This window comes from Herbihabitans rhizosphaerae (assembly GCF_004216555.1).
GTDB lineage: Bacteria > Actinomycetota > Actinomycetes > Mycobacteriales > Pseudonocardiaceae > Herbihabitans > Herbihabitans rhizosphaerae.
On the sequence record NZ_SGWQ01000007.1, the window covers coordinates 268,178 to 287,380 of the forward strand.

Below are 19,203 nucleotides of genomic sequence, written 5' to 3' on the forward strand. Positions count from 1 at the left end.
TGTGAACGACCGCGGAACACCATCACCACTTGTCGGCCGGCCGTGCCTGCTGTGGGCCCTTGTCGGGGGCCCACAGCCCGGACCGCACCTCGCTGCCGCGCACCACGGTCGGCGCCTTCGCCGCCTCGTCGTACGGCTTGAGCTGGCGCAGCTCGCCCCAGTCGCGGCCTTCGTCGCCGACCAGGAAGGTGGGGATCTCCGGCATCTGGTAGGTCTCCTCGAGCAGGCCGGTCGGACCGCCGCCCTTGGCGTTGGACCAGATGTCGCTGTCCACCATGGTGCCGGCGGTGATCCGGTACTCCGGGGCCTCCATGATGCCGTCGCGGAACTTGGCGGGGGACAGGCACGGGTGTACGAACGACACCGGCCAGTCCATGTACACCGGCTTGCCCTTGAGCCGCTCGGTGAGCGAGGTCAGCTCCGGCACGCGGGGTGCGGTCACCGCCATGAATCCGCCGGTGCGCAGGTCGTTGTCCTCGGCGGTCAGCCGCACGGCTTCGACGTCGGGTGGCACCACGCCGCCCAGGTCGAGCCGGTTGTCCCGCCACACGCTGACCGGGTCGCGCGGCGAGCGGACCTGGATGGACTTGACCACCTCGAAGCCCTGTGGCCCGCGCTTGCCGAACTCGGCGTTGAGCGTGATCCCGGTGCCCGTCTCGCCGGCGATCGCCATCACGATCTGCTTGGTCAGGTCCTCCTTGGACAGGGCGAACCATGGTGTGCGCAGTTTGCCGACCAGGCTCTGACCGGAGTAGCTGCTCCACATCAGCACGGTGTTGTGCTGGAAGTCGTGCGGCGGCTTGACGATCGGGTCGCTGCTCTCGCTGGCGATCGGGTGGAACCCGGTCATCGCCGGCCCGTTGTCGGTCGACTCGGGCGGCAGCGGGGGCTGGCCCGGCGGCTGCGGCGGCGGCTCCTTCGGCTCCTTGGGCTTGGTGGTCTGCTCGTTGTCCGGCAGCGGCCGCAGCACCCGGGATGCCGGGTCCTTCTCCACGCGGATGTAGTCGGACATGTTGCAGGTGCCGCCGGACAGGTGCCGCACATTCGCGGCGCCGAGGCTGTAGCTGTCGCGTTGCTTGTGGATCGCCTTGGCCATGCTGGCGAACTCACCGAGCACCACCAGACCGCACACGATCACCAGTGACGCCGATCCGAGGCGCAGGGCTCTGCCGCTGCGTTCGGGTGGTTCGGGTGGCGCGCCGGGTCGTTCGGCGCGCACGTTCTCCACGAACGCGATGATCGCGGTGACCCCGGCCGCGGCCAGCAGGACCGTGGACAGGGAGATGCCCTTGAACGACGGCGGTTTGTCGAACCAGGGCACACCGAACTGCGACACGTACCAGTACGCGTTCGGACCGGTGGTCGCGAGCGCGGCGATCACCAGCAGCGCGGACAGGAACGCGGTGCGGTTGCGAGTCGAGCGCAGCACTGTCGAGGAGATCGCCAGCGCGGTGAGTGCGCCCATCGCGGCACCCAGTGCGGCGAACGCCCCGAAGTGGTGGGTGAACTTGGTCGGGGTGAGCGCCAGCATCAGGAACGACACCCCGACCGTGCCGATCAGCCGGCGGCTCGGGCCCAGCGAGGCGCCCTGGATCCGGCCGCGGCGCAGCAGCACCACCATGCAGGTCGCCGCGCAGAGCAACAGCAGCAGCACGGGGAACCGGCGGGCGATCGCGCCGTCCGCGGACTGGCTGAACAGCAGTTGGTAGCGCTCCAGCTCCTGGAACCAGGACAGCGCCGGGCCGACCGTGGTGCGCAGGCGGGTCGCCTCGGACACCGACGCGAAGCTCTGATCGGCGAAGATCACCACGAGCACCAGGAACCCGGAGGCGAAGATCGGCCCGAGTACGGGCAGCCAGCCGCCCTGCTGCTGGGCGCGGCTGCGCACCAGCTTGAACAGGGGGCGCCCGGCGACCAGGAACGGCGCCACCGCGATCACACCGGTCGGCGTGGCCGCCACGGAGAACGCGGCGGCGATCAGACCCAGACAGATGGGCAGGATCCGCCGGGTCACCACGGCTCGTTCCACCGCGCACAACACCAGCAGCACACCGACCGCGGCGGCCGGCTCGGAGCGCAGACCGTTGTTGTAGGGCAGCCACCACACCAGGAACACGGCCGCGGCGGCCCACCCGGCCGCCGGGGACAGCCGCACGTTCTTGCCCAGCCGCGGCATCACCTCACGACTGATCAACACCCAGCTCGCGACCCCGATGACGAACGGAATCAGCCGCATCCACGGTGGTGAGGTGGAGATGTACTGCATCAACTGATGCAGGTGGAAATACCAACCGATGGGCGCCTCCGCGACGCCATACCATCGGTAATAGTTGGTCATATAGCCCGCGTCCTCGAGAACGCGGGACATGGTCAACGTGTAGCCGTCGTCCGCGGTGACCGGCCCGATGATCACCCACAGGCCGAGCACGCCGACCACGGTCACGTCGCGCCAGGTCGGGCGCCACCACTTGGTCGGCAGCCAGCGCGGCGCTCTGCGGGCCACGGCGGAGTCCAGCCGCCACACCACCAGCAGACAGCCGAGACCGGCCAGCACGGCGAAGATGATCGCGACGACCTTGAGCAGCGTGGCGTGCGACTGATAGCGGGTGTCCGGCGTGATGTCCACGCTCAGGCCCGCTGCCGGATCGCCCCTCGCCGCGTCGATGTCGGTGTAGATGCCCACGATGCGCGGGCGCACGTCACCGGAGGCCTCCCACACCGTGAAGTCACCCATGGTGATCTTCGTGGCGCTACTGGTCGAGGTCAGCCGCAGATCACAACCCGTGGCCGGCAGCGGCTGCTCCTTGAGCCGCTCACCCCGGTTGACCACCACCAACTTGCCGCCGTCCACGTCCAGCTGCATGCCGGCGCCGTAGACGTTGCGCTCCTTGGGCGTGGTGGAAAACAGCACCGAACTCTCACTCGGCGTGCGCCGGTCCAGGTTCTGGATCGTCGCGCACGGGAACTCCGCGGTCAGATCCTGCGCCCAGTACGCCACCAACGGCGCGTTCACCGGCGTCGTGTCACCAGCCGTAGGCCAGGTGATCCGCGCCGTCTCGTGCACGACCGGCAGGAACGGCACGGCCAGAGCGCACAAACCGGAGAAGATCCCGAGGAACGCGGCCAGAAGCCGCTTGCGACGCGTTCCGGACCGCACCGACGACTTGTCGTCGCCATCGCGTTCACCCGGCGCGTTCTCCGCCTCGTCCGAGGCAGCTGAACCACGTGGAGGAGCCGACACTCGAATCACGCTAACGGAGGGGTGGTTCGCGCTTGACAGGCAGGTAGGTAAGAGGGTGTTCGGACCGGCCCTGTACCGGCGCGAACGGCAGGGGCGTGCTCTGTTAGCCTGTTCTCGCTAGGGCGTGAGCCCATCGTGTAAGGCCGCCCGGCGCCTCATCGAAAGACTCCGGCATTCTCCGCTGGTTCGACGGTGTGCGGCTCCGGCTGGCGACACGGACGAGACGTACAAACAAGGACCGCTGAGATGCCACCGAAGCAGAAGAAGACGTTCGAGGTCACCCTGGAGCTGGAGGCCGGAAACGCCGCCATGGTCGACCTGGGCAAGATGCTCGGCCCGACTGGCGTCAACACCCGCGCGGTCAAGCTCGAGTACGACGAGGCGACCGCCGCGCACCGCGGCGAGATCCTCCCCGTCGTGGTCTCCGTCTACGAGGACCGCAGCCACTCGCTGCGCTACAAGACGCCGCCGACGAGCTTCCTGATCCGTCAGGCGCTCGGCGCGAAGTCTGGTTCCCAGAAGCCGGGGCACGAGACCGCGGGCAAGCTGACCCAGGACCAGGTCAAGGCGATCGCCGAGCGCAAGATGCCCGACCTGAACGCCACCGACGTGGAAGGCGCGATGAAGATCGTGGCCGGCTGCGCTCGCTCGATGGGCGTGCAGGTCGGTTAATTCACTCGCTGACGCACGAGAACCCCGGTAGCTTCCCGGCTGCCGGGGTTCTTGCTACTTGAACACGAATACCCTTGACACAAATGGGTTCTCCGAAGCACGACGAATTCGGGCAGGTGCGCTCGCGCCTGCCCGAGCTGATGTCGCGCGACCGCGTGCGGCTGCGGCGCCGGCTCGAGGGCGCGCGCAAGATTCGCGACGACGGCAAGCGTGCCGGCACGCTGGCGAAGATCACCGCCGACGTGGAGCAGGCCGAGCAGCGGGTGCGGCGCCGGCGGGCCGCGCTACCGAAGATCACCTACCCAGAGCAGCTCCCGATCGCCGCACGGCGCGCGGAGATCAAGGCCGCGATCCGGGACCATCAGGTCGTGATCGTCGCCGGTGAGACCGGCTCGGGCAAGACCACTCAGTTGCCCAAGATGTGCCTCGAACTGGGCAGGGGAGTGCTCGGCACGATCGGGCACACCCAGCCCAGGCGCCTCGCCGCGCGCACGGTGGCCGACCGGGTGGCCGAGGAGCTGGGCACCGAACTCGGCGAGGCGGTCGGCTTCAAGGTCCGGTTCACCGACAAGATCGGCGACAACACGCTGGTCAAGCTGATGACCGACGGCATCCTGCTGACCGAGCTGCAGCACGACCGGAACCTGCACCAGTACGACACGCTGATCATCGACGAGGCGCATGAGCGCAGCCTCAACATCGACTTCATCCTGGGCTATCTCAAGCAGTTGCTGCCCCGCCGGCCGGACCTGAAGGTGATCATCACCTCGGCCACGATCGACCCGGAGCGGTTCTCCCAGCACTTCGGGGACGCGCCGATCGTGGAGGTGTCCGGCCGGACGTATCCCGTCGAGGTGCGCTACCGCCCGCTGGTCGAGGAGTACTCGGACGGCGAGGAGACCATCGCCGTCGAACGCGATCAGACGCAGGCGATCTCCGACGCGGTGGACGAGCTGGCCGGCGAGGCGCCGGGCGACGTGCTGGTGTTCCTGTCCGGCGAGCGCGAGATCCGGGACACCGCGGACGCGCTGAACGCCCGCAATCTGCGCAATACCGAGGTCGTGCCGCTGTACGCGCGGCTGTCGGTGGCCGAGCAGCACCGGGTGTTCCAGCCGCACGCCGGCCGGCGGATCGTGCTGGCCACCAACGTCGCGGAGACCTCGCTCACCGTGCCGGGCATCAAGTACGTGATCGACCCCGGCACGGCGCGGATCTCCCGCTACAGCAACAGAACCAAGGTGCAACGGCTGCCGATCGAGCCGGTGTCGCAGGCCTCGGCGAACCAGCGCAAGGGCCGCTGCGGCCGCACCTCGGACGGCATCTGCGTCCGGTTGTACTCCGAGGAGGACTTCGAGGCGCGGCCCGAGTTCACCGACCCGGAGATCCTGCGCACCAACCTCGCGTCGGTGATCCTGCAGATGACCGCGATCGGACTGGGCGACATCGCCGCGTTCCCGTTCGTGCAGCCGCCCGATGCGCGCAACATCAACGACGGAATCGCACTGTTGCACGAGCTGGGCGCGCTGGAGCAATCCACCGCGAAGTCCACAGCGGACGGTTTGCGGCTGACTCCGTTGGGGCGCAAGGTTTCCGCGTTGCCGATCGACCCGAGGCTCGCGCGCATGGTGCTGGAGGCGGATCGCAACGGGTGCGCTCGCGAGGTGATGGTGATCGCCGCCGCGTTGTCCATCCAGGACCCGCGCGAGCGGCCGGCCGAGCACCAGCAGGCGGCCGACCAGAAGCACGCCCGGTTCGCCGACCCGGACTCGGACCTGATCGGCTACCTGAACCTGTGGCGGTACCTGCGCGAGCGGCAGAAAGCCTTGTCCTCCAACCAGTTCCGCAAGCTATGCCGCACGGAGTTCCTGAACTACCTGCGGGTGCGCGAGTGGCAGGACCTGGTCAGTCAGCTCCGTCAGGTGGCCGCCACCGTGGACGTGAAGGTCCACAGTGGACAGATCGCCGAGGAGCCGGACGCGGTCCGGATCCACCAGTCGCTGCTGGCCGGAATGCTGTCGCACGTCGGGCTGAAGGACACCGCCGGCCGGGAGTACCTCGGCGCGCGCAACGCGAAGTTCGTGCTCTGGCCGGGGTCGACGCTGGCGCGCAAGCAGCCGCGCTGGGTGATGGCGGCCGAGCTGGTGGAGACCTCGCGGCTGTGGGGGCGGCTGGCCGCCAAGATCGACCCGGAGTGGATCGAGCCGCTGGCCGAGCATCTGGTCAAGCGCACCTATTCCGAGCCGCACTGGGAGAAGAAGCGGGGCGCGGTCGCCGCGATCGAGCGGGTGACGCTGTTCGGCCTCCCGGTGGTGGCCAACCGCAAGGTCAACTACGGCAAGATCGACCCCGAGGTGTCCCGCGAGCTGTTCATCCGGCACGCGCTGGTGGAGGGGGAGTGGGAGACCCGGCACCGGTTCTTCCACCGTAACCGGGAGCTGCTCGATGAGATCGGCGAGCTGGAGAACCGCGCGCGGCGGCGGGACATCCTGGTCGACGAGGACACCCTGTTCGAGTTCTACGACCAGCGGGTGGGCAAGGAGGTCGTCTCCGCGCGGCACTTCGACACCTGGTGGAAGAAGGCGCGCGGTACGCAGCCCGAGCTGCTCACCTTCGACCGGTCGATGCTGGTCAACGCGGCGGCCGACGAGGTCGGGCCGGAGGCGTACCCGGACCGGTGGAGCACCGAGGGCCTCGCGCTGCGGCTGGACTACGAGTTCGAGCCGGGCGCGGACGACGACGGCGTCACGCTGAACGTGCCGATCGAGGTGCTGAACCAGGTCGCCGGTGACGGGCTGGCCTGGCATGTGCCCGGTCTGCGGCGTGAGCTGGTGACCGCGCTGATCCGGTCGCTGCCCAAGGCGCTGCGGCGCAACTTCGTGCCGGTGCCCGAGCATGCCGAGAAGGTGTTGGCGCAGTTGGGAAACCGGGACGTGTCCGGCTCGGTGCTCGATTCCGTGGCCAGTGCGCTGACCGACGTGACCGGGATCGTGGTGCCCACCGGCGAGTGGCGGCTGGACGCCGTTCCCGAGCACCTGAAGGTCACCTACCGGATCACCAGCGGGGGCAAGGAGCTGGCGCACGGCAAGGACCTCGGTGCGCTCAAGAGCAAGCTCGCCGAACGCAGCACCACCGCGCTTTCCCGTGTGGCACAAGGTATCGAGCGCACCGGGTTGACGGTGTGGACGATCGGGGAGCTGCCGAAGACGTTCGAGCGCACCATCGACGGCCAGCTCGCCCGCGGCTATCCGTCCCTTGTGGACAGTGGGGATACGGTCGCCGTTCGGGTGCTGGCCAGCGAGGTGGAGCAGCGGCGGCGGATGTGGCGCGGCACCAGGAGGTTGCTGCTGCTCAACACGCCGTCGCCGGTCAAGGCGCTCATCTCCGGGCTGGACCAGTCGGCCAAGCTCGTCCTGTCGCGCAATCCGCACGGCAGCATCGCAACGTTGCTCGACGACGTGATCGATTGCGCCACCGACGCGCTCATCGCCGCCGCCGGTGGGCCGGCGTGGGACCAGCGTGGCTTCGACCGGCTGCTCGCGGTGGTGCGCGCCGGCCTGGTGCCGACCGCGCAGGCGGTGCTGCGCGACGCCGAGAACGTGCTCGGCGCGGATGCCGCCGCGCGCGCCAAACTGTCCGCGGTGGACCGTCCGAGGGAGGCGGTCGCGGACGTCCGCAAGCAGCTCGATTCGCTGGTGTACAACGGGTTCGTCGCCGACACGGGTGCCGAACAGCTGCCGGAGTTGCTGCGGTACCTGCAGGCCGCGCGGATCAGGCTGGACAAGGTGAACCGGGACGCGGTGCGCGACGTGCGGTGGATGGCCGACGTGCACGCCGTCCAGCGTGACTACGACGATCTGCGCGCGGATCTGCCCGAGCGGTTGCTCGCCGACGACCGGTTCACCAAGATTCGCTGGATGATCGAGGAACTGCGGGTGAGCTATTTTGCGCAGGACCTGCGCACCCCGTACCCGGTTTCTGTCAAGCGGATCCACCGCGCCATGGACGACCTCGAGGCTGACCGATAACCCACTTTCGTGGGGCAACCTCGGCGCGGTTCGTTACGTCTTCCCAGTGTAGGCATAAAAGCAACGGGCTGCCGCACGATCGTGTGGAGGCCCGTCCGAGGTCGGGGGATTTCGCATGCCGCACAAGGGAATTCGGATAGCAGCCGCCGGCGCGGTGGTCGCCGTCGCCGGCACCGCGCTGGCCACCGTGGCCGCGTCCGGGACCGCGTCGGCCCAAGAGCCGGGCTACGAGTCGACCACCGTGTACGCGGACGTGGACGGTGACGGGAAGCCGAACGCGGTGACCGTGAACGAGGTGTCACCGAACCGGCAGGCGCTCATCTTCGCGTTCGCCGAGGACGCGCTGGACGTGTCGTTCGAGGCGGACACCGCGCCGCCACTGCAGCCGCCGCGCGTGGTCGACGTGGACGCTGACGGGCGGGACGAGGTGGTCGTGGCCAAGGTGGTCGGCGCCAACACGCTCACCTTCACCGTGTGGAAGTTCGACCAGGTGCGCGGCATCGTGCCGCTGACCACCAACGCCGGAGGGCCGTTCGACGTGTTCGAGGGCGGCGGCATCGCCGCCGTGTCCGGGTACACATGCGCGACCGACCACGACGGGCGCCAGTTCGTCACCGTGAACGCCCACCTCGTGGGGCCGCCGTCCGGCAACCCGCGCTACGACGGCGAGCGGACCAGCTACAAGGTGACCGGCAACTCGGTGACCGTCCAGTCCGTCACGCCGATCCGCCAGGCCGGGCGGGACGACCCGCTGCTCGTCGCCGACCCCGCCACCTGCGCGTCCTAGTGCACTCGTACGGTGTACTAGCGCGCTGACCTGCGAAAACCTTCTTGTGTACTCGTGTACGTTGTGCGCATACTGTTGACGCGTACAACGTACATCGAGTGCACTAGGAGAAGGTTGTGGCGATCAAGAAGGTGCTCGTCTCGGGGGCGAGCGTGGCGGGTCCGACGCTGGCGTACTGGCTCGCCGAGCACGGCTTCGAGGTGACCGTGGTCGAGCGCGCGCCCGCGCCGAGGCCGGGCGGCCAGGCGATCGACCTGCGTGGCGCCGCGCGCGAGGTGGCCGAGCGGATGGGCGTGCTGGACGAGGTCCGCGCGCACCACACGGGTGCCGCCGGCATGGTGCACGTGGACGGCGGTGACCGGCCGCTGGTCGAGATGCCCGCCGACCTGCTCGGCGACTCGGGCGGTGTGATCGCCGAGATCGAGATCCTGCGCGGCGACCTGGTGCGAATCCTGTACGGCGCCACCGAGGGTGCCGTGGAGTACCTGTTCGACGACACGATCACCACGATGACCCAGCACGCCGACGGCGTGGACGTGACGTTCGAGAATCGCGATCCGCGCCGGTTCGACCTGGTGATCGGCGCGGACGGGCTGCATTCCGTGGTGCGCTCGCTGGCGTTCGGTCCGGAGTCGGGGCTGACCACCGACGGCGGGTTCTACAAGACGATCTTCAGCGCGCACGTGGACGTCGACCGCGCCGGCTGGCAGGTCATGCACAACATGCCGCGCTCGCGGATGGCGAGCGTGTACCCGTTGACGGACACGGAGCGTTCCCGCGCGCTGCTGTACTTCGGCGGGCCGGTGCGCCCGATCGACCGCCGCGACATCGACGCGCAGAAGCGGTTCGTTGCCGAGGTGTACGCCGACGCCGGGTGGCACGTGCCGGAGCTGCTCGAGCAGATGTGGCGGGCCGAGGACTTCTACCTGGACCGGGAGAGCATCGTGCGGCTGGACACCTGGCACGCCGGGCGGGTGGCGCTGGTCGGTGACTCGGTGTTCGCCGGCTCGATCGGCATGGGCACCAGCATGGCGGTGGTCGGCGCGTACGTGCTCGCCGGCGAGCTGGCCGCGGCGGGCGGCGACCACACCGTGGCGTTCCCGGCCTACCAGCGGGAGATGGCCGAATACGTGCGCACCAACCAGAAGGGTATGCCGGGCGGGGTGCGCGCGTTCCTGCCGAGCAGTCGCGCCGGGCTGTGGCTGCGCACCCAGACCATGCGGCTGATGCTCGCCGGACCGTGGCGCACCATGCTCACCGGCGACCTGCAGGAGACCAGCAACGGGATCACGCTCAAGGACTACCGCACGCCGGCACGTCGCTGAGCGGGCGGCACGGCCCGATTCTGAATAGGCTGGCGGGCTGTGGGGCTCTTGATCATCTCGGCGCTGTTGCTCGCCGTCCTGCTCGTGCGGCTGTACCGGGAGCCGCGGCGGCTCAGCAATGGGATCTATCTGCTGCTGTTCCTGCTGTTCTTCGGAATGTGGCTGCTGACCCTGGTCGACTTCGACACCAGGAACCTGGTCGTGTCCGTGCTGCTCGCGGGGTCGCCGTTGTTCGTGGTGGTGCTCGCCGCGTTCCTGGTCGCCAACGGGTGGATTCTGCTGCGTCGCGAGGGGCGGCGGCCGGCCAACGCGCTCACGCTGATCACCGGTCTCGGGATCATCGGCCTGATCGTGGTGCTCGCCGCCGTGGCGGTGCTCGCGCTGGACACGGAGAGCGTGGTTCTGGTGGTGGCGGCCGCGAGTGTGGTGATGGTGGCGAGCTATATCGGGTTCTTGTTCACGGCGTTCTTGTTGTATTCGGTGATCTACGGGCGGATGCCGCAGCGGAGTCGGCACGGGGCGATCGTGGTGTTGGGCGCGAGCGTGCGGGAGGGGCGGGTGCGGCCCTTGCTCGCGAATCGGCTTGATCGGGCGGCGGAGTTGTATCGGGCTGAGCGGGCTGCTGGGGGTGAGCCGGTGCTGGTGACGTCGGGTGGGCAGGGGGCTGATGAGCCGGCTTCGGAGGCGCGGGTGATGGCGGACTATTTGCGGTCGCGGGGGATTCCGGCGGGGGCGGTGCTGGAGGAGGGGCGGTCGACTTCTACGCGGGAGAATGTGGAGTTTTCGGCTGCGTTGTTGGCGGAGCGGGGGGTTGAGGGGCGGGTTCTTGTCGTGACGAGCAATTTTCATGTGTTGCGGGCGGCTATTCTGACGCGGCGGTCGGGGATGGTGGCGGACGTGCGGGGGGCGCGGACGGCGCGGTACTACTTGCCGAATGCCTTGTTGCGGGAATTCGTTGCTTTGTTGGTGCAGTATTGGGTGCCGGTGGGTGTGTCTACGTTGTTGGTGGCTTTGGTGTTTCCTCTGCTGGCTTGGCATACTGGGGCTTGGTCTTAGTTCTCGGCGTTGTGGCTTGGGGTGTGGCGGCGCGGAATTGTGCGGGCCGATACTCGCAAGTCAAGGGCGCCTTCGGCGTCGGCTTCGCCGACTCGGCCCTGGAGGGCCTCGCCCTGGACTTGCGAGCCTCGATCGGCCCTAACGGCAGGCGAACATGGGGCAGGCCGGGGGCCTGCCCCATTTGTTCCGCGCCGCCACCTTGCTCCTATTGTTCACCCCATAGTGGTCGATCGAATTGGGTAGAATCGAGGTATGAGGGGACAACAACTAATCGACGAGCTCCGGGCTCGCGAAACCCATATTCGACAACTCGAATACGAGCGACTTCAACTCGTCCACGAAATCCATGAGCAAGGCCTCGCGAAAGAAATGGGCGCCTACTCCACAGCGTCATTCCTGCGGGACACCGTGCGGATCACACCCGCAGACGCACGACGGCGAGTCGCTGACGCGAACGCGTTGTTCGGGTCGACCACGTTGACCGGGCAGCCGATCGGGGCGCAGCTCCCCGTGGCGGCGCAGGCGCTCGCCGCTGGGGTGATCAGCCGAGATCACGTGCAGGTTGTGCGCGCCACGATCGACAAACTCCCGGTCGAGCATCACGCCGACGTGGAGCAACTGCTCGTGGAGGAAGCCGAGCGCTTCGACCCGGTCAAGCTCGGCAAGCTCGCCACCCGCACTCGTGCGCACCTGCAACCTGAACAGGTTGTCCTGGAAGAACAAGCCGCGCGCAAGCGCATGGAATTCTCCATGGTCGAAGACATCGACGGCACGATCCTTGTGCGCGGGCGGCTCTCACCCGAGTGTGCCGAGGTGTTGAAAGCCGCGCTGTCACCGTTGGCGAAGCCAGCTGGGAAGGACGACGACCGCTCCGCTGCACGGCGGTGGGCCGACGCGCTGGTCGAGTTGGCGCACCGCATCCTCAACTCGGACACGCTTCCGCAAGACGGCGGGCGGCGGCCGCACCTCGCGGTCACGATTTCCTACGAACAACTTCGTGACCAGATCGGGCTCGGCCGAGGTGACTTCGGTGCGTTCATCACTCCACAATCGATTCGGCAGATCGCGTGTGATGCCGGGATCACACCCATCGTGTTGAACAGTGAAGGCCAACCACTCGACGTGGGACGCGAACAACGGCTCGTCACCGCAACGATTCGGGCGGCGCTCATCGCCAGAGACAAAGGCTGCAGCTTTCCCGGATGCGATCGGCCGCCGGAGTGGACCGACGCACACCACATCATCCCGTGGATCGAGGGCGGAATAACCTCAGCAGAACTCATGGCCCTGCTCTGCCGATACCACCACACGATCATTCACGAACAAGACTGGGAAATCATCATGCGCGGCGGGTTCCCGTACTACATTCCGCCAGCGTGGGTCGATCCGCAGCGCAAACCCATCCGCAACACGATGCACGTCGGTGTCGCGTAGAAGTGGCGCACCACTTCTACGCGACGGCGTGAATGCCCTGGGCGATCTCTTCGATCGTCTTGTCGCAGAACACTTCCAGGTCCTGCGGTTTGCGGCTGGACACCAGGCCGCCATCCACCACGACCTCCTCGTCCACCCAGTCCGCGCCCGCGTTGCGCAGGTCGGTCTTCAAGCTCGGCCACGACGTCATTCGCTTGCCGCGCACCACGTTCGCCTCGGCGAGCACCCAGCCGCCGTGGCAGATCACCGCTACCGGCTTGCCGGCCTTCGTGAACTCGCCGACAAACGACACGGCCCGGTCGTCGGCGCGCACGAAATCGCCGTTCGCAACACCACCGGGCAGTACCAGGGCGTCGTAGTTCTCGGGGCTGGCCTCGTCCACCACGGCGTCCACGCGCCAGCGGCCGGCCTTGTCCAGGTGGTTGAACGTCTGGATCTCACCGCTGTTCAGCGACACCAGCTCGGGCTGACCGCCCGCGCTCTGCACCGCCTCCCAGGGGCGCTCCAGCTCTACGTGCTCCACACCGTCCGTGGCCACGAACGCCACTCGTTTGCCGGTGATCGTCGGGAGCATTCAGCTCTCCTTCCTCAACTCGTACCGGAATACCTGCCGCGTTCGATCGGCGGCGCGACGGCCGGCTGTGCGCTGCTCGCCTGGCCGGGGACCGGCGTCACGACTGGCTCGGGGTGTCGGTTTCCACGTTCGTGTGCCGCGCGTTCCCGACTGATGCGCTCCGCCTCCCGGCGGTCACGCATTCGGGTGAACGCGCCGATCGTGATCGCGTGCGCCGCCGCCAGCACCAGCAGCACGATGCCCAGCCGCAGGACAATGGCCTCGGCCGCGCTGTCGGCCGGCACGTCGATCGTCGATATCAACGCCAGTACGCCCAGCACCGCCAGGTGAAACAGCACCGTCACCATCCGCGCCAACGACGCGCTCGTGCCGTCCTCCCCGTCCGGACCGGACAGGTAACGCTGCCCACTGCGATAGATGATCAGCCCGTCGATCACCACGAGCACCACGCCGATCAACAGGAACGCCAGGTAGCTGTTGGTGTCCACCAGAGCACCTCCAACGGGTTGTGACCGAGGGGTACCCCAGGTCCACCCTCACAAACTGATGGTTGGTTCGCGCGCATGTGGGTACCTCAAGTCCATGCACGAGGTGCCCAAGGACGACATCGCGCCGGAACAGCCCGCGACCGACGTGCTCGAACAGCGTCAGGACGACGCCGAGCACGGGGAACCCGGGCCGACCGGCGAGACGCCGGTGGAGGCCGCCGAGGCCGACGCCGCCGAGCAGTCCCGGGCACTGGACCCGGACGACGACCGCGACACCTACCGGTAGCCCAGCCGTTGGCGCACAGCCGTTGGCGCACAACGAAAGGATCACCATGACGACCGCACGAGAAATCATGACGGCCGACCCGACTTGTGCCAGAACCAGCGACACGATCCTGGACGCCGCGCGCAGCATGGCCGATCGGGGGATCGGCGCGCTGCCGGTGTGCGGCGAGGACGACAAGCTCAAAGGCATGATCACCGACCGCGACATCGTGGTGAAGGTGATCGCCGCGGGCAAGGACCCGAGGTCACTGCACGCCGGTGAACTCGCCCAGGGCGAAGTGATCACCGTCGACGCCGGCGACGACGTCGCATCCGTACTCGGCGTGATGGAACGCCACCAGGTGCGCCGCCTGCCGGTACTCGACGGCACGAACCTGATCGGCATGGTCGCGCAGGCCGACGTCGCGCGCGCACTCGACCAACCCAAGGTCGGCGAACTGCTCCAAGCCCTCTCGATCCCCTGAGGAGAACGCCATGTCGGACCTGACTCGCCTGCCGGGCGCCGCCACGGAGACCTGGGACTGGCAACTGCGCGGCTCGTGCCGCGATCTGGACACCGCGATGTTCTTCCACCCCGACCGGGAGCGCGGCGCCGCCCGCGATCTGCGGGTGGCCAAGGCCAAGGAAATCTGCCAGAGCTGTCCGGTCCTCGTGGAGTGCCGCAACCACGCGCTCACCGTGCAGGAGCCGTACGGCGTGTGGGGCGGGCTGGACGAGTCCGAGCGCCGGCACGCGGTCAAGCGCCGCCGGCAGTTCCTCCAGTCGGCTTAACCGTCCACTGTGGACGGCTCGGCGATCACGGTGAGAATCAAGCCGTCCGTGGCGATCCACCGTCCGGTGAAGCCGGCGATCGTGCCACCGTCCACAGTGGACCCGTCGATGAGGATGCGCGCGTCGAACGTGCCGTCGCCGTCGATCGTGATGTCCGCGTCCTCGAAGCCCAGCCAGCGCTTCGTGCGCGGGAACCACGCCTTGTACACGGTTTCCTTGGCACAGAAGAGAATCCGGTCCCAGTGGGTGTCCGGTGCCGCGACCGCGAGCGCACGTCCTCGAGCACGTTCGGCCGGCAGGCTGACCGCGTCCAGCACGCCGTCCGGCAGGGGCGCGTGCGGCTCGGCGTCGACCCCGATGGTCGTCACGTCCGACGCGCGGGCCACGGCCGCCGCCCGATAACCGGCGCAGTGCGTGATCGCTCCCACCACACCATCCGGCCACAGCGGCTCCCGCTTCGGCCCGGACAGGATCGGCACCGGCGGATAGCCCAGCTCGCCGAGCGCCCGGCGCGCGCACGCCCTGGCGTTGGCGAACTCGTCCCGGCGCTTGGCCACCGCCTTCGCGACCAGCGCCTCCTCCTCCGGGAACAGCCGCACGTCCGGGTCGTCGGTGAACACCTCCGCCGAGGCCACCTTCGGCGGCAGCAACTCGGCGATCACACCGACTCCAGCGCGGGCAGGATCTGCCGCAGGATCCCGTGCGGGTTGCCGTGCCGCCGCCACTCGCGCGGGTAGCCCAGCGACACCTCCTGGAAGCGAATCCCGTCGTGCCAGGTGATCCGCGGAATGTGCAGGTGCCCGTAGATCATCGCCGCGGTGTTGAACCGGGTGTGCCAGTCGGCCGTGCGCACGGTTCCGCACCACTGCGCGAACTCCGGGTAGTAGAGCACCCGCGTCGGATCCCGCACGAGCGGATAGTGGTTCACCATCACGAGCGGGATCTCCGGGTCGCACGCCGAAAGCCGCCGCTCCGACTCGGCCACCCGCGCCTCGCACCACGCCTCTCGCGACGGGTACGGATCGGGGTGCAGGAAGTACTCGTCGGTGCACACCACGCCCGTCTCGTGCGCCTTGGCCAGTGACTGCTCCTTGGTGTCACAGCCCTCCGGGCGGAACGTGTAGTCGTACCCGACGAACAGCGGCGCGATCATTACACGGTCGGATTCGCCGTGTTCTCCTTGCCACACAAGGAAATCGTCCTCCGGCGTGCGCACGCCGAGGCCCCGGCACATCTCCACCAGCGCCTCGTAGCGTGCCACCCCGCGCAGCTGCACCTCGTCGTCGCGCGTGGTCCACAGCTCGTGGTTGCCCGGCGACCAGATGACCTGCGCGAACCGGTCGCGCAGCCGCCGCAGCGTCTCCTCGATCAGCGACATCCGCTCGGCCACGTCCCCGGCCACGATCAGCCAGTCGCCGTCGGAGCCGGGCCGCAGCCCGTCCACGATGTCGCGGTTCTCCGCGTACGAGACATGCAGATCACTGACAGCGAGCAAGTTCACGCCTTCACCGTATCCCTCACCGCCTCGGCCTCGGCGCCGTCGAGACCGGGTTCACCCGAGGGCTCGGCGGGCCGGGGTGCCGCGGCTGCTGCTGGCGGTTCTCGCCGAAGTCCGGCTCCCAGGTCATCGCCTGCAGCGGCAGACCGGTCGGCAGGTCGGTGCGCCTCGTCACCTTCAGCTTGCGGTACACCCTGGTCAGGTGCTGTTCCACGGTGCTGACCGTGATGTACAGCTTGCGCCCGATCTCCCGGTTGGTGTGCCCCTGCGCCGCCAGCATCGCGACCCTGCGCTCGGCGTCGCTCAGCGCGGCGACGCCCTCGGTCGGGGTCTCGTTCGTGGACTCGGAGTCACCGGTCTCGCCGGACGCCGCGGACAGCGTGCGGTACAGCGGCTGGGCCTGGCAGCCCTTGGCGATGTGCATCGCGCGGCGGGCCATCATGCGCGCCCGCTTGAACTCGCCGAGCGCGTGGTGCGCGTGGCTGAGGTCGGCCAGCGTGTGCGCCAGCTCCAGCCGGTCGCCGCTGGCCTGCAACAGGTCGACCGATTCGCGTAACAACGCCGGTCTGTGCTTCAACTCGCTGGCCGCCGCCAGCACTCGCAGCGAGGTGCCCCGGGTGCGCGAGGTGTTGCCGCCAGGCAGGTTCAGCTGCTCGGCGACCAACTCCTTGGCCTTGTCCCGGTTGCCCAGCCGCAGGTGCGCCTGCGCGGCGTCGGCCCGCCACGGCGCCAGCGTCGGCTGATCGATGTCCCACTCACGCATCAGGTCGCCGCACTGCTGGAAGTCGCCCAGCGCCGCGTGCAGCCGCCCGAGGCTGAGGTGGTACTTGCCGCGCGCGTGCAGGTAGCGCAGCCCCGGCCGGGTGCGGAAGGTCGCCTCCGGCACGGTCTGCCGGACCAGTTCGGTCGCGCCCTCCTCGTCGCCCAGCGCGGTGCGGGCCAGCAGCAGCGTCGCCATCGGCGAGCCGATCGCCACACCCCAGCTCTGCGCCGAGATGGTGCTCAGCGCGTCCCGCCCGTGCTTGGCCGCCGCGGGCAGATCTCCTTGGCGCAGCGCGATTTCCGCCCGCACCCCGCTGAACAGCGCGCGCCATGTGTTGGCCTTGCGCGACGCCGACTCGTTGAGCAGCACCTCGCACCACGGCGCGGCCAGGTCGTACCGGTCGGCGTAGATCAGCGCCTTGAGCGCGCACACCAGCGTGTCCAGCGTCTCCTCGCCGAGCCGGCAGCTCTGCAGCACGTGCTCGGCGCCGGTGACCAGGTCGCGGGTGGAGCCCTTCTTCAACGCGGAGTCCAAAGTGGACGATGCGCGCACCCAGGAGCTGACCGGTGCGGCCGCGCCGTCGTCCGCGATCGCCGGAGCGGCGGACGCGGACACCGGGGACAGCCACTTCTGGATCAGCCGCAGCTCCGCGGCCGGCTGCGACCTCGGCGGCTCGGAGGAGTTGGCGATCTTGCCGAGCGCCTCCTGTGCCTCCTCGGCCTGGCCGTGCCACAGCAGCGACTTGATCATCATGATCGCGCTGCGCTCGTCCAGCGTGCCCTCGGCGAACTCGGACCGCAGCGGGTCGAGGTGGCGCGCGGCGGCCGACGGGTTGCGCCGCCACTCCACCCTGGCCAGCGAGGCGATGATGTCGGCCCGCTCGCGGGCACCGGTGGTGGACCGTTTGGCCAGCTCCAGGTACCCGACCGCGGCGTCCACGTCGTCGTCGGCGAGCGCCTGCTTGGCCGCGACGCGCAGCACGCCGACCGCCCACGGCGCGTTCGCCCGGTCGGCCTCGATCAGGTGCTGGGCGACCGTGGCGGCGTTGGCGCCGTCCTGGTGCAGCAGTTCGGCCACACCGTGGTGCAGCGTGCCGCGCTCGGTGTCACCGAGGCCGTCCAGCACGGCGGCCCGCGCGGCCGGGTGGCGGAACCGGCCGCCGTCCAGCACGCCGGCCGTCTCCAGCGAGTCGACCGCCTGGGTGACCGTCTCGGAGCGCAGGTCGAGCAGCCGCTCCAGGGTGGCCAGCGACGCGTGCTCGCCGAGTACCGCGAGCCCGGTGGCCGCGTCCAGCAGCCGGCCGTCCCACCGGTGCAGGCAGGCGACCACGGCTTCGGTGAACGCCGAGCCGACGATCGGCTCGCCCTCGCCGCCCGCGGCCACGTAGTCGTCGACCAGCGCGCGGGCCAGCAGCGGGTTGCCGCCGCTGACCGCGTGGTACACGGTCGCCACCGACTTCACCTCTGGCGTGTCCACCGTCTCGGCGAGCAGCGCCCCCACGCCGTCGACGGACAGTGGCGCCAGCTTGATCGCCGTGGTGTTCGGCTGCCTGGTGATCTCGGAGTGGAAGTCCGGGTTGGCGTGCCGCGCCGAGGTCCACTGCGTGAGCACCACCAGCACCCTGGTGGAGCGGATGCGCCGCTGTAGGTACAGCAGCGCCTGCAGCGAGCCGCGGTCGGCGAACTGGACGTCGTCCACGGCCAGCACCACCGGGTGATCGGAGGCCAGCTCCAACAGCGCGCTGCACAGTCCGTGCACGACGCGCGCGTTGGCCTCCTCGATCGTGGTGAGGTCGGCCGACGGCGTCGACATGGTCACGTCGTCCTCGGACAGCACGTCGGTCACGCGCTGTGCCACCGCCTCGGGAAGATCCCCTCCATGGAAGAGCTGTCCAAGCACGCCAAGGTGCAGGTGCCGCTCGGCGCGCGCACCGGTCGCGGTGAGCAGGACGGCGCCTGCCTCCACCGCGCGCTCGGTGAACGCGTTGAGCAACTCGGTCTTGCCGGTCGCCATACCCCCGGTGATCAGCGCGATCTGTCCCCTGCCCCTGGCACACTTCGCGAACAGCCCGTCCAGGAGGTCCAGCTCTTTGTTTCGTTCTACGAACAGCATGCCTTTTTCCTCTCTGCTCGCCATGTAGCCATGGGTCCACCAATGATTCTTGAGTTGTCCTTGAGTCATCCTTTAGTGGATCCCTTGACACACGGTGGCGGCAGCCCCTGGAGGCCTCGTCCAACGGTTTTAATGTACCCCTGATCGGGGGCATCGTGGAGTCTTTTTACTA

General features: G+C 68.8%; 15 protein-coding genes. 9 read left to right on the forward strand and 6 right to left on the reverse strand.

Going from position 1 to position 19,203, the window contains the following annotated elements; translation table 11 throughout:
* Window positions 1–22: 22 nt before the first annotated feature.
* Window positions 23–3,241, reverse strand: coding sequence for an arabinosyltransferase domain-containing protein (locus EV193_RS21730; protein ID WP_341273185.1), 3,219 nt, complete (start codon window positions 3,239–3,241; stop codon window positions 23–25).
* Between the two features lie 246 nt (window positions 3,242–3,487).
* Between EV193_RS21730 and EV193_RS21735 the strand changes: the two genes are divergently transcribed.
* From EV193_RS21735 to EV193_RS21760, 6 genes are all read left to right on the forward strand, one after another.
* Complete coding sequence (locus EV193_RS21735) at window positions 3,488–3,913, forward strand: uL11 family ribosomal protein (RefSeq protein ID WP_130346029.1); 426 nt, start codon at window positions 3,488–3,490, stop codon at window positions 3,911–3,913.
* Window positions 3,914–3,996: 83 nt separating this feature from the next.
* On the forward strand, window positions 3,997–7,938 hold the full coding sequence (gene hrpA / locus EV193_RS21740; protein ID WP_207222738.1) for an ATP-dependent RNA helicase HrpA: 3,942 nt from the start codon (window positions 3,997–3,999) through the stop codon (window positions 7,936–7,938).
* Window positions 7,939–8,053: 115 nt separating this feature from the next.
* On the forward strand, window positions 8,054–8,725 hold the full coding sequence (locus EV193_RS21745) for a hypothetical protein (RefSeq protein ID WP_130346030.1): 672 nt from the start codon (window positions 8,054–8,056) through the stop codon (window positions 8,723–8,725).
* 116 nt (window positions 8,726–8,841) lie between these two features.
* Window positions 8,842–10,050 carry an FAD-dependent monooxygenase gene (locus EV193_RS21750; RefSeq protein ID WP_130346031.1) on the forward strand — a complete coding sequence of 403 codons (1,209 nt, stop codon included), beginning with the start codon at window positions 8,842–8,844 and terminating at the stop codon, window positions 10,048–10,050.
* 39 nt (window positions 10,051–10,089) lie between these two features.
* Entirely contained in the window at window positions 10,090–11,106 is a 1,017-nt protein-coding gene (locus EV193_RS21755; protein WP_130346032.1) for a YdcF family protein, read from the forward strand.
* A gap of 252 nt (window positions 11,107–11,358) precedes the next feature.
* A complete protein-coding gene (locus tag EV193_RS21760; RefSeq protein WP_130346033.1) occupies window positions 11,359–12,540 on the forward strand; it encodes an HNH endonuclease signature motif containing protein in 1,182 nt (393 codons plus the stop codon).
* Between the two features lie 16 nt (window positions 12,541–12,556).
* On the opposite strand, the gene EV193_RS21765 is transcribed toward EV193_RS21760, so the two are convergent.
* Together EV193_RS21765 and EV193_RS21770 are read right to left on the reverse strand one after the other, a co-directional pair.
* Window positions 12,557–13,114 carry a type 1 glutamine amidotransferase domain-containing protein gene (locus EV193_RS21765; RefSeq protein ID WP_130346034.1) on the reverse strand — a complete coding sequence of 186 codons (558 nt, stop codon included), beginning with the start codon at window positions 13,112–13,114 and terminating at the stop codon, window positions 12,557–12,559.
* Between the two features lie 14 nt (window positions 13,115–13,128).
* Window positions 13,129–13,602, reverse strand: coding sequence for a hypothetical protein (locus EV193_RS21770; protein WP_130346035.1), 474 nt, complete (start codon window positions 13,600–13,602; stop codon window positions 13,129–13,131).
* Between the two features lie 94 nt (window positions 13,603–13,696).
* On the opposite strand from EV193_RS21770, the gene EV193_RS21775 reads away from it, so the two are divergent.
* Genes EV193_RS21775 through EV193_RS21785 form a run of 3 tightly spaced genes read left to right on the forward strand, consistent with a single transcriptional unit; the run spans window position 13,697 to window position 14,658 of the window.
* A complete protein-coding gene (locus EV193_RS21775; protein WP_130346036.1) occupies window positions 13,697–13,888 on the forward strand; it encodes a hypothetical protein in 192 nt (63 codons plus the stop codon).
* 46 nt (window positions 13,889–13,934) lie between these two features.
* On the forward strand, window positions 13,935–14,351 hold the full coding sequence (locus EV193_RS21780; protein ID WP_130346037.1) for a CBS domain-containing protein: 417 nt from the start codon (window positions 13,935–13,937) through the stop codon (window positions 14,349–14,351).
* A gap of 10 nt (window positions 14,352–14,361) precedes the next feature.
* Window positions 14,362–14,658 (forward strand): WhiB family transcriptional regulator, encoded by a 297-nt coding sequence (locus EV193_RS21785; protein WP_130346038.1) that lies wholly within the window; start codon window positions 14,362–14,364, stop codon window positions 14,656–14,658.
* Here EV193_RS21785 and EV193_RS21790 read toward each other — a convergent pair.
* Genes EV193_RS21790 through EV193_RS21800 form a run of 3 tightly spaced genes read right to left on the reverse strand, consistent with a single transcriptional unit; the run spans window position 14,655 to window position 19,031 of the window.
* Window positions 14,655–15,320: a 4'-phosphopantetheinyl transferase family protein gene (locus EV193_RS21790; protein ID WP_130346039.1), complete on the reverse strand. Its 666-nt coding sequence runs from the start codon at window positions 15,318–15,320 to the stop codon at window positions 14,655–14,657. The genes EV193_RS21785 and EV193_RS21790 overlap by 4 nt on opposite strands.
* Complete coding sequence (locus EV193_RS21795) at window positions 15,317–16,159, reverse strand: metallophosphoesterase family protein (RefSeq protein ID WP_130346040.1); 843 nt, start codon at window positions 16,157–16,159, stop codon at window positions 15,317–15,319. Before EV193_RS21795 ends, EV193_RS21790 begins: the two co-directional genes overlap by 4 nt.
* A gap of 16 nt (window positions 16,160–16,175) precedes the next feature.
* Window positions 16,176–19,031, reverse strand: coding sequence for a helix-turn-helix transcriptional regulator (locus EV193_RS21800; protein WP_165401451.1), 2,856 nt, complete (start codon window positions 19,029–19,031; stop codon window positions 16,176–16,178).
* Window positions 19,032–19,203: the final 172 nt, after the last annotated feature.

What these genes read in the sequence shown, in the direction of transcription:
- EV193_RS21745 (WP_130346030.1), top strand. Translation starts at nt 8,054, where the DNA reads ATGCCGCACAAGGGAATTCGGATAGCAGCCGCCGGCGCGGTGGTCGCC.
- EV193_RS21775 (WP_130346036.1), top strand. Translation starts at nt 13,697, where the DNA reads ATGCACGAGGTGCCCAAGGACGACATCGCGCCGGAACAGCCCGCGACC.
- EV193_RS21780 (WP_130346037.1), top strand. Translation starts at nt 13,935, where the DNA reads ATGACGACCGCACGAGAAATCATGACGGCCGACCCGACTTGTGCCAGA.
- EV193_RS21765 (WP_130346034.1), bottom strand. Translation starts at nt 13,114, where the DNA reads ATGCTCCCGACGATCACCGGCAAACGAGTGGCGTTCGTGGCCACGGAC.
- EV193_RS21785 (WP_130346038.1), top strand. Translation starts at nt 14,362, where the DNA reads ATGTCGGACCTGACTCGCCTGCCGGGCGCCGCCACGGAGACCTGGGAC.
- hrpA (WP_207222738.1), top strand. Translation starts at nt 3,997, where the DNA reads ATGGGTTCTCCGAAGCACGACGAATTCGGGCAGGTGCGCTCGCGCCTG.
- EV193_RS21735 (WP_130346029.1), top strand. Translation starts at nt 3,488, where the DNA reads ATGCCACCGAAGCAGAAGAAGACGTTCGAGGTCACCCTGGAGCTGGAG.
- EV193_RS21800 (WP_165401451.1), bottom strand. Translation starts at nt 19,031, where the DNA reads ATGCTGTTCGTAGAACGAAACAAAGAGCTGGACCTCCTGGACGGGCTG.
- EV193_RS21760 (WP_130346033.1), top strand. Translation starts at nt 11,359, where the DNA reads ATGAGGGGACAACAACTAATCGACGAGCTCCGGGCTCGCGAAACCCAT.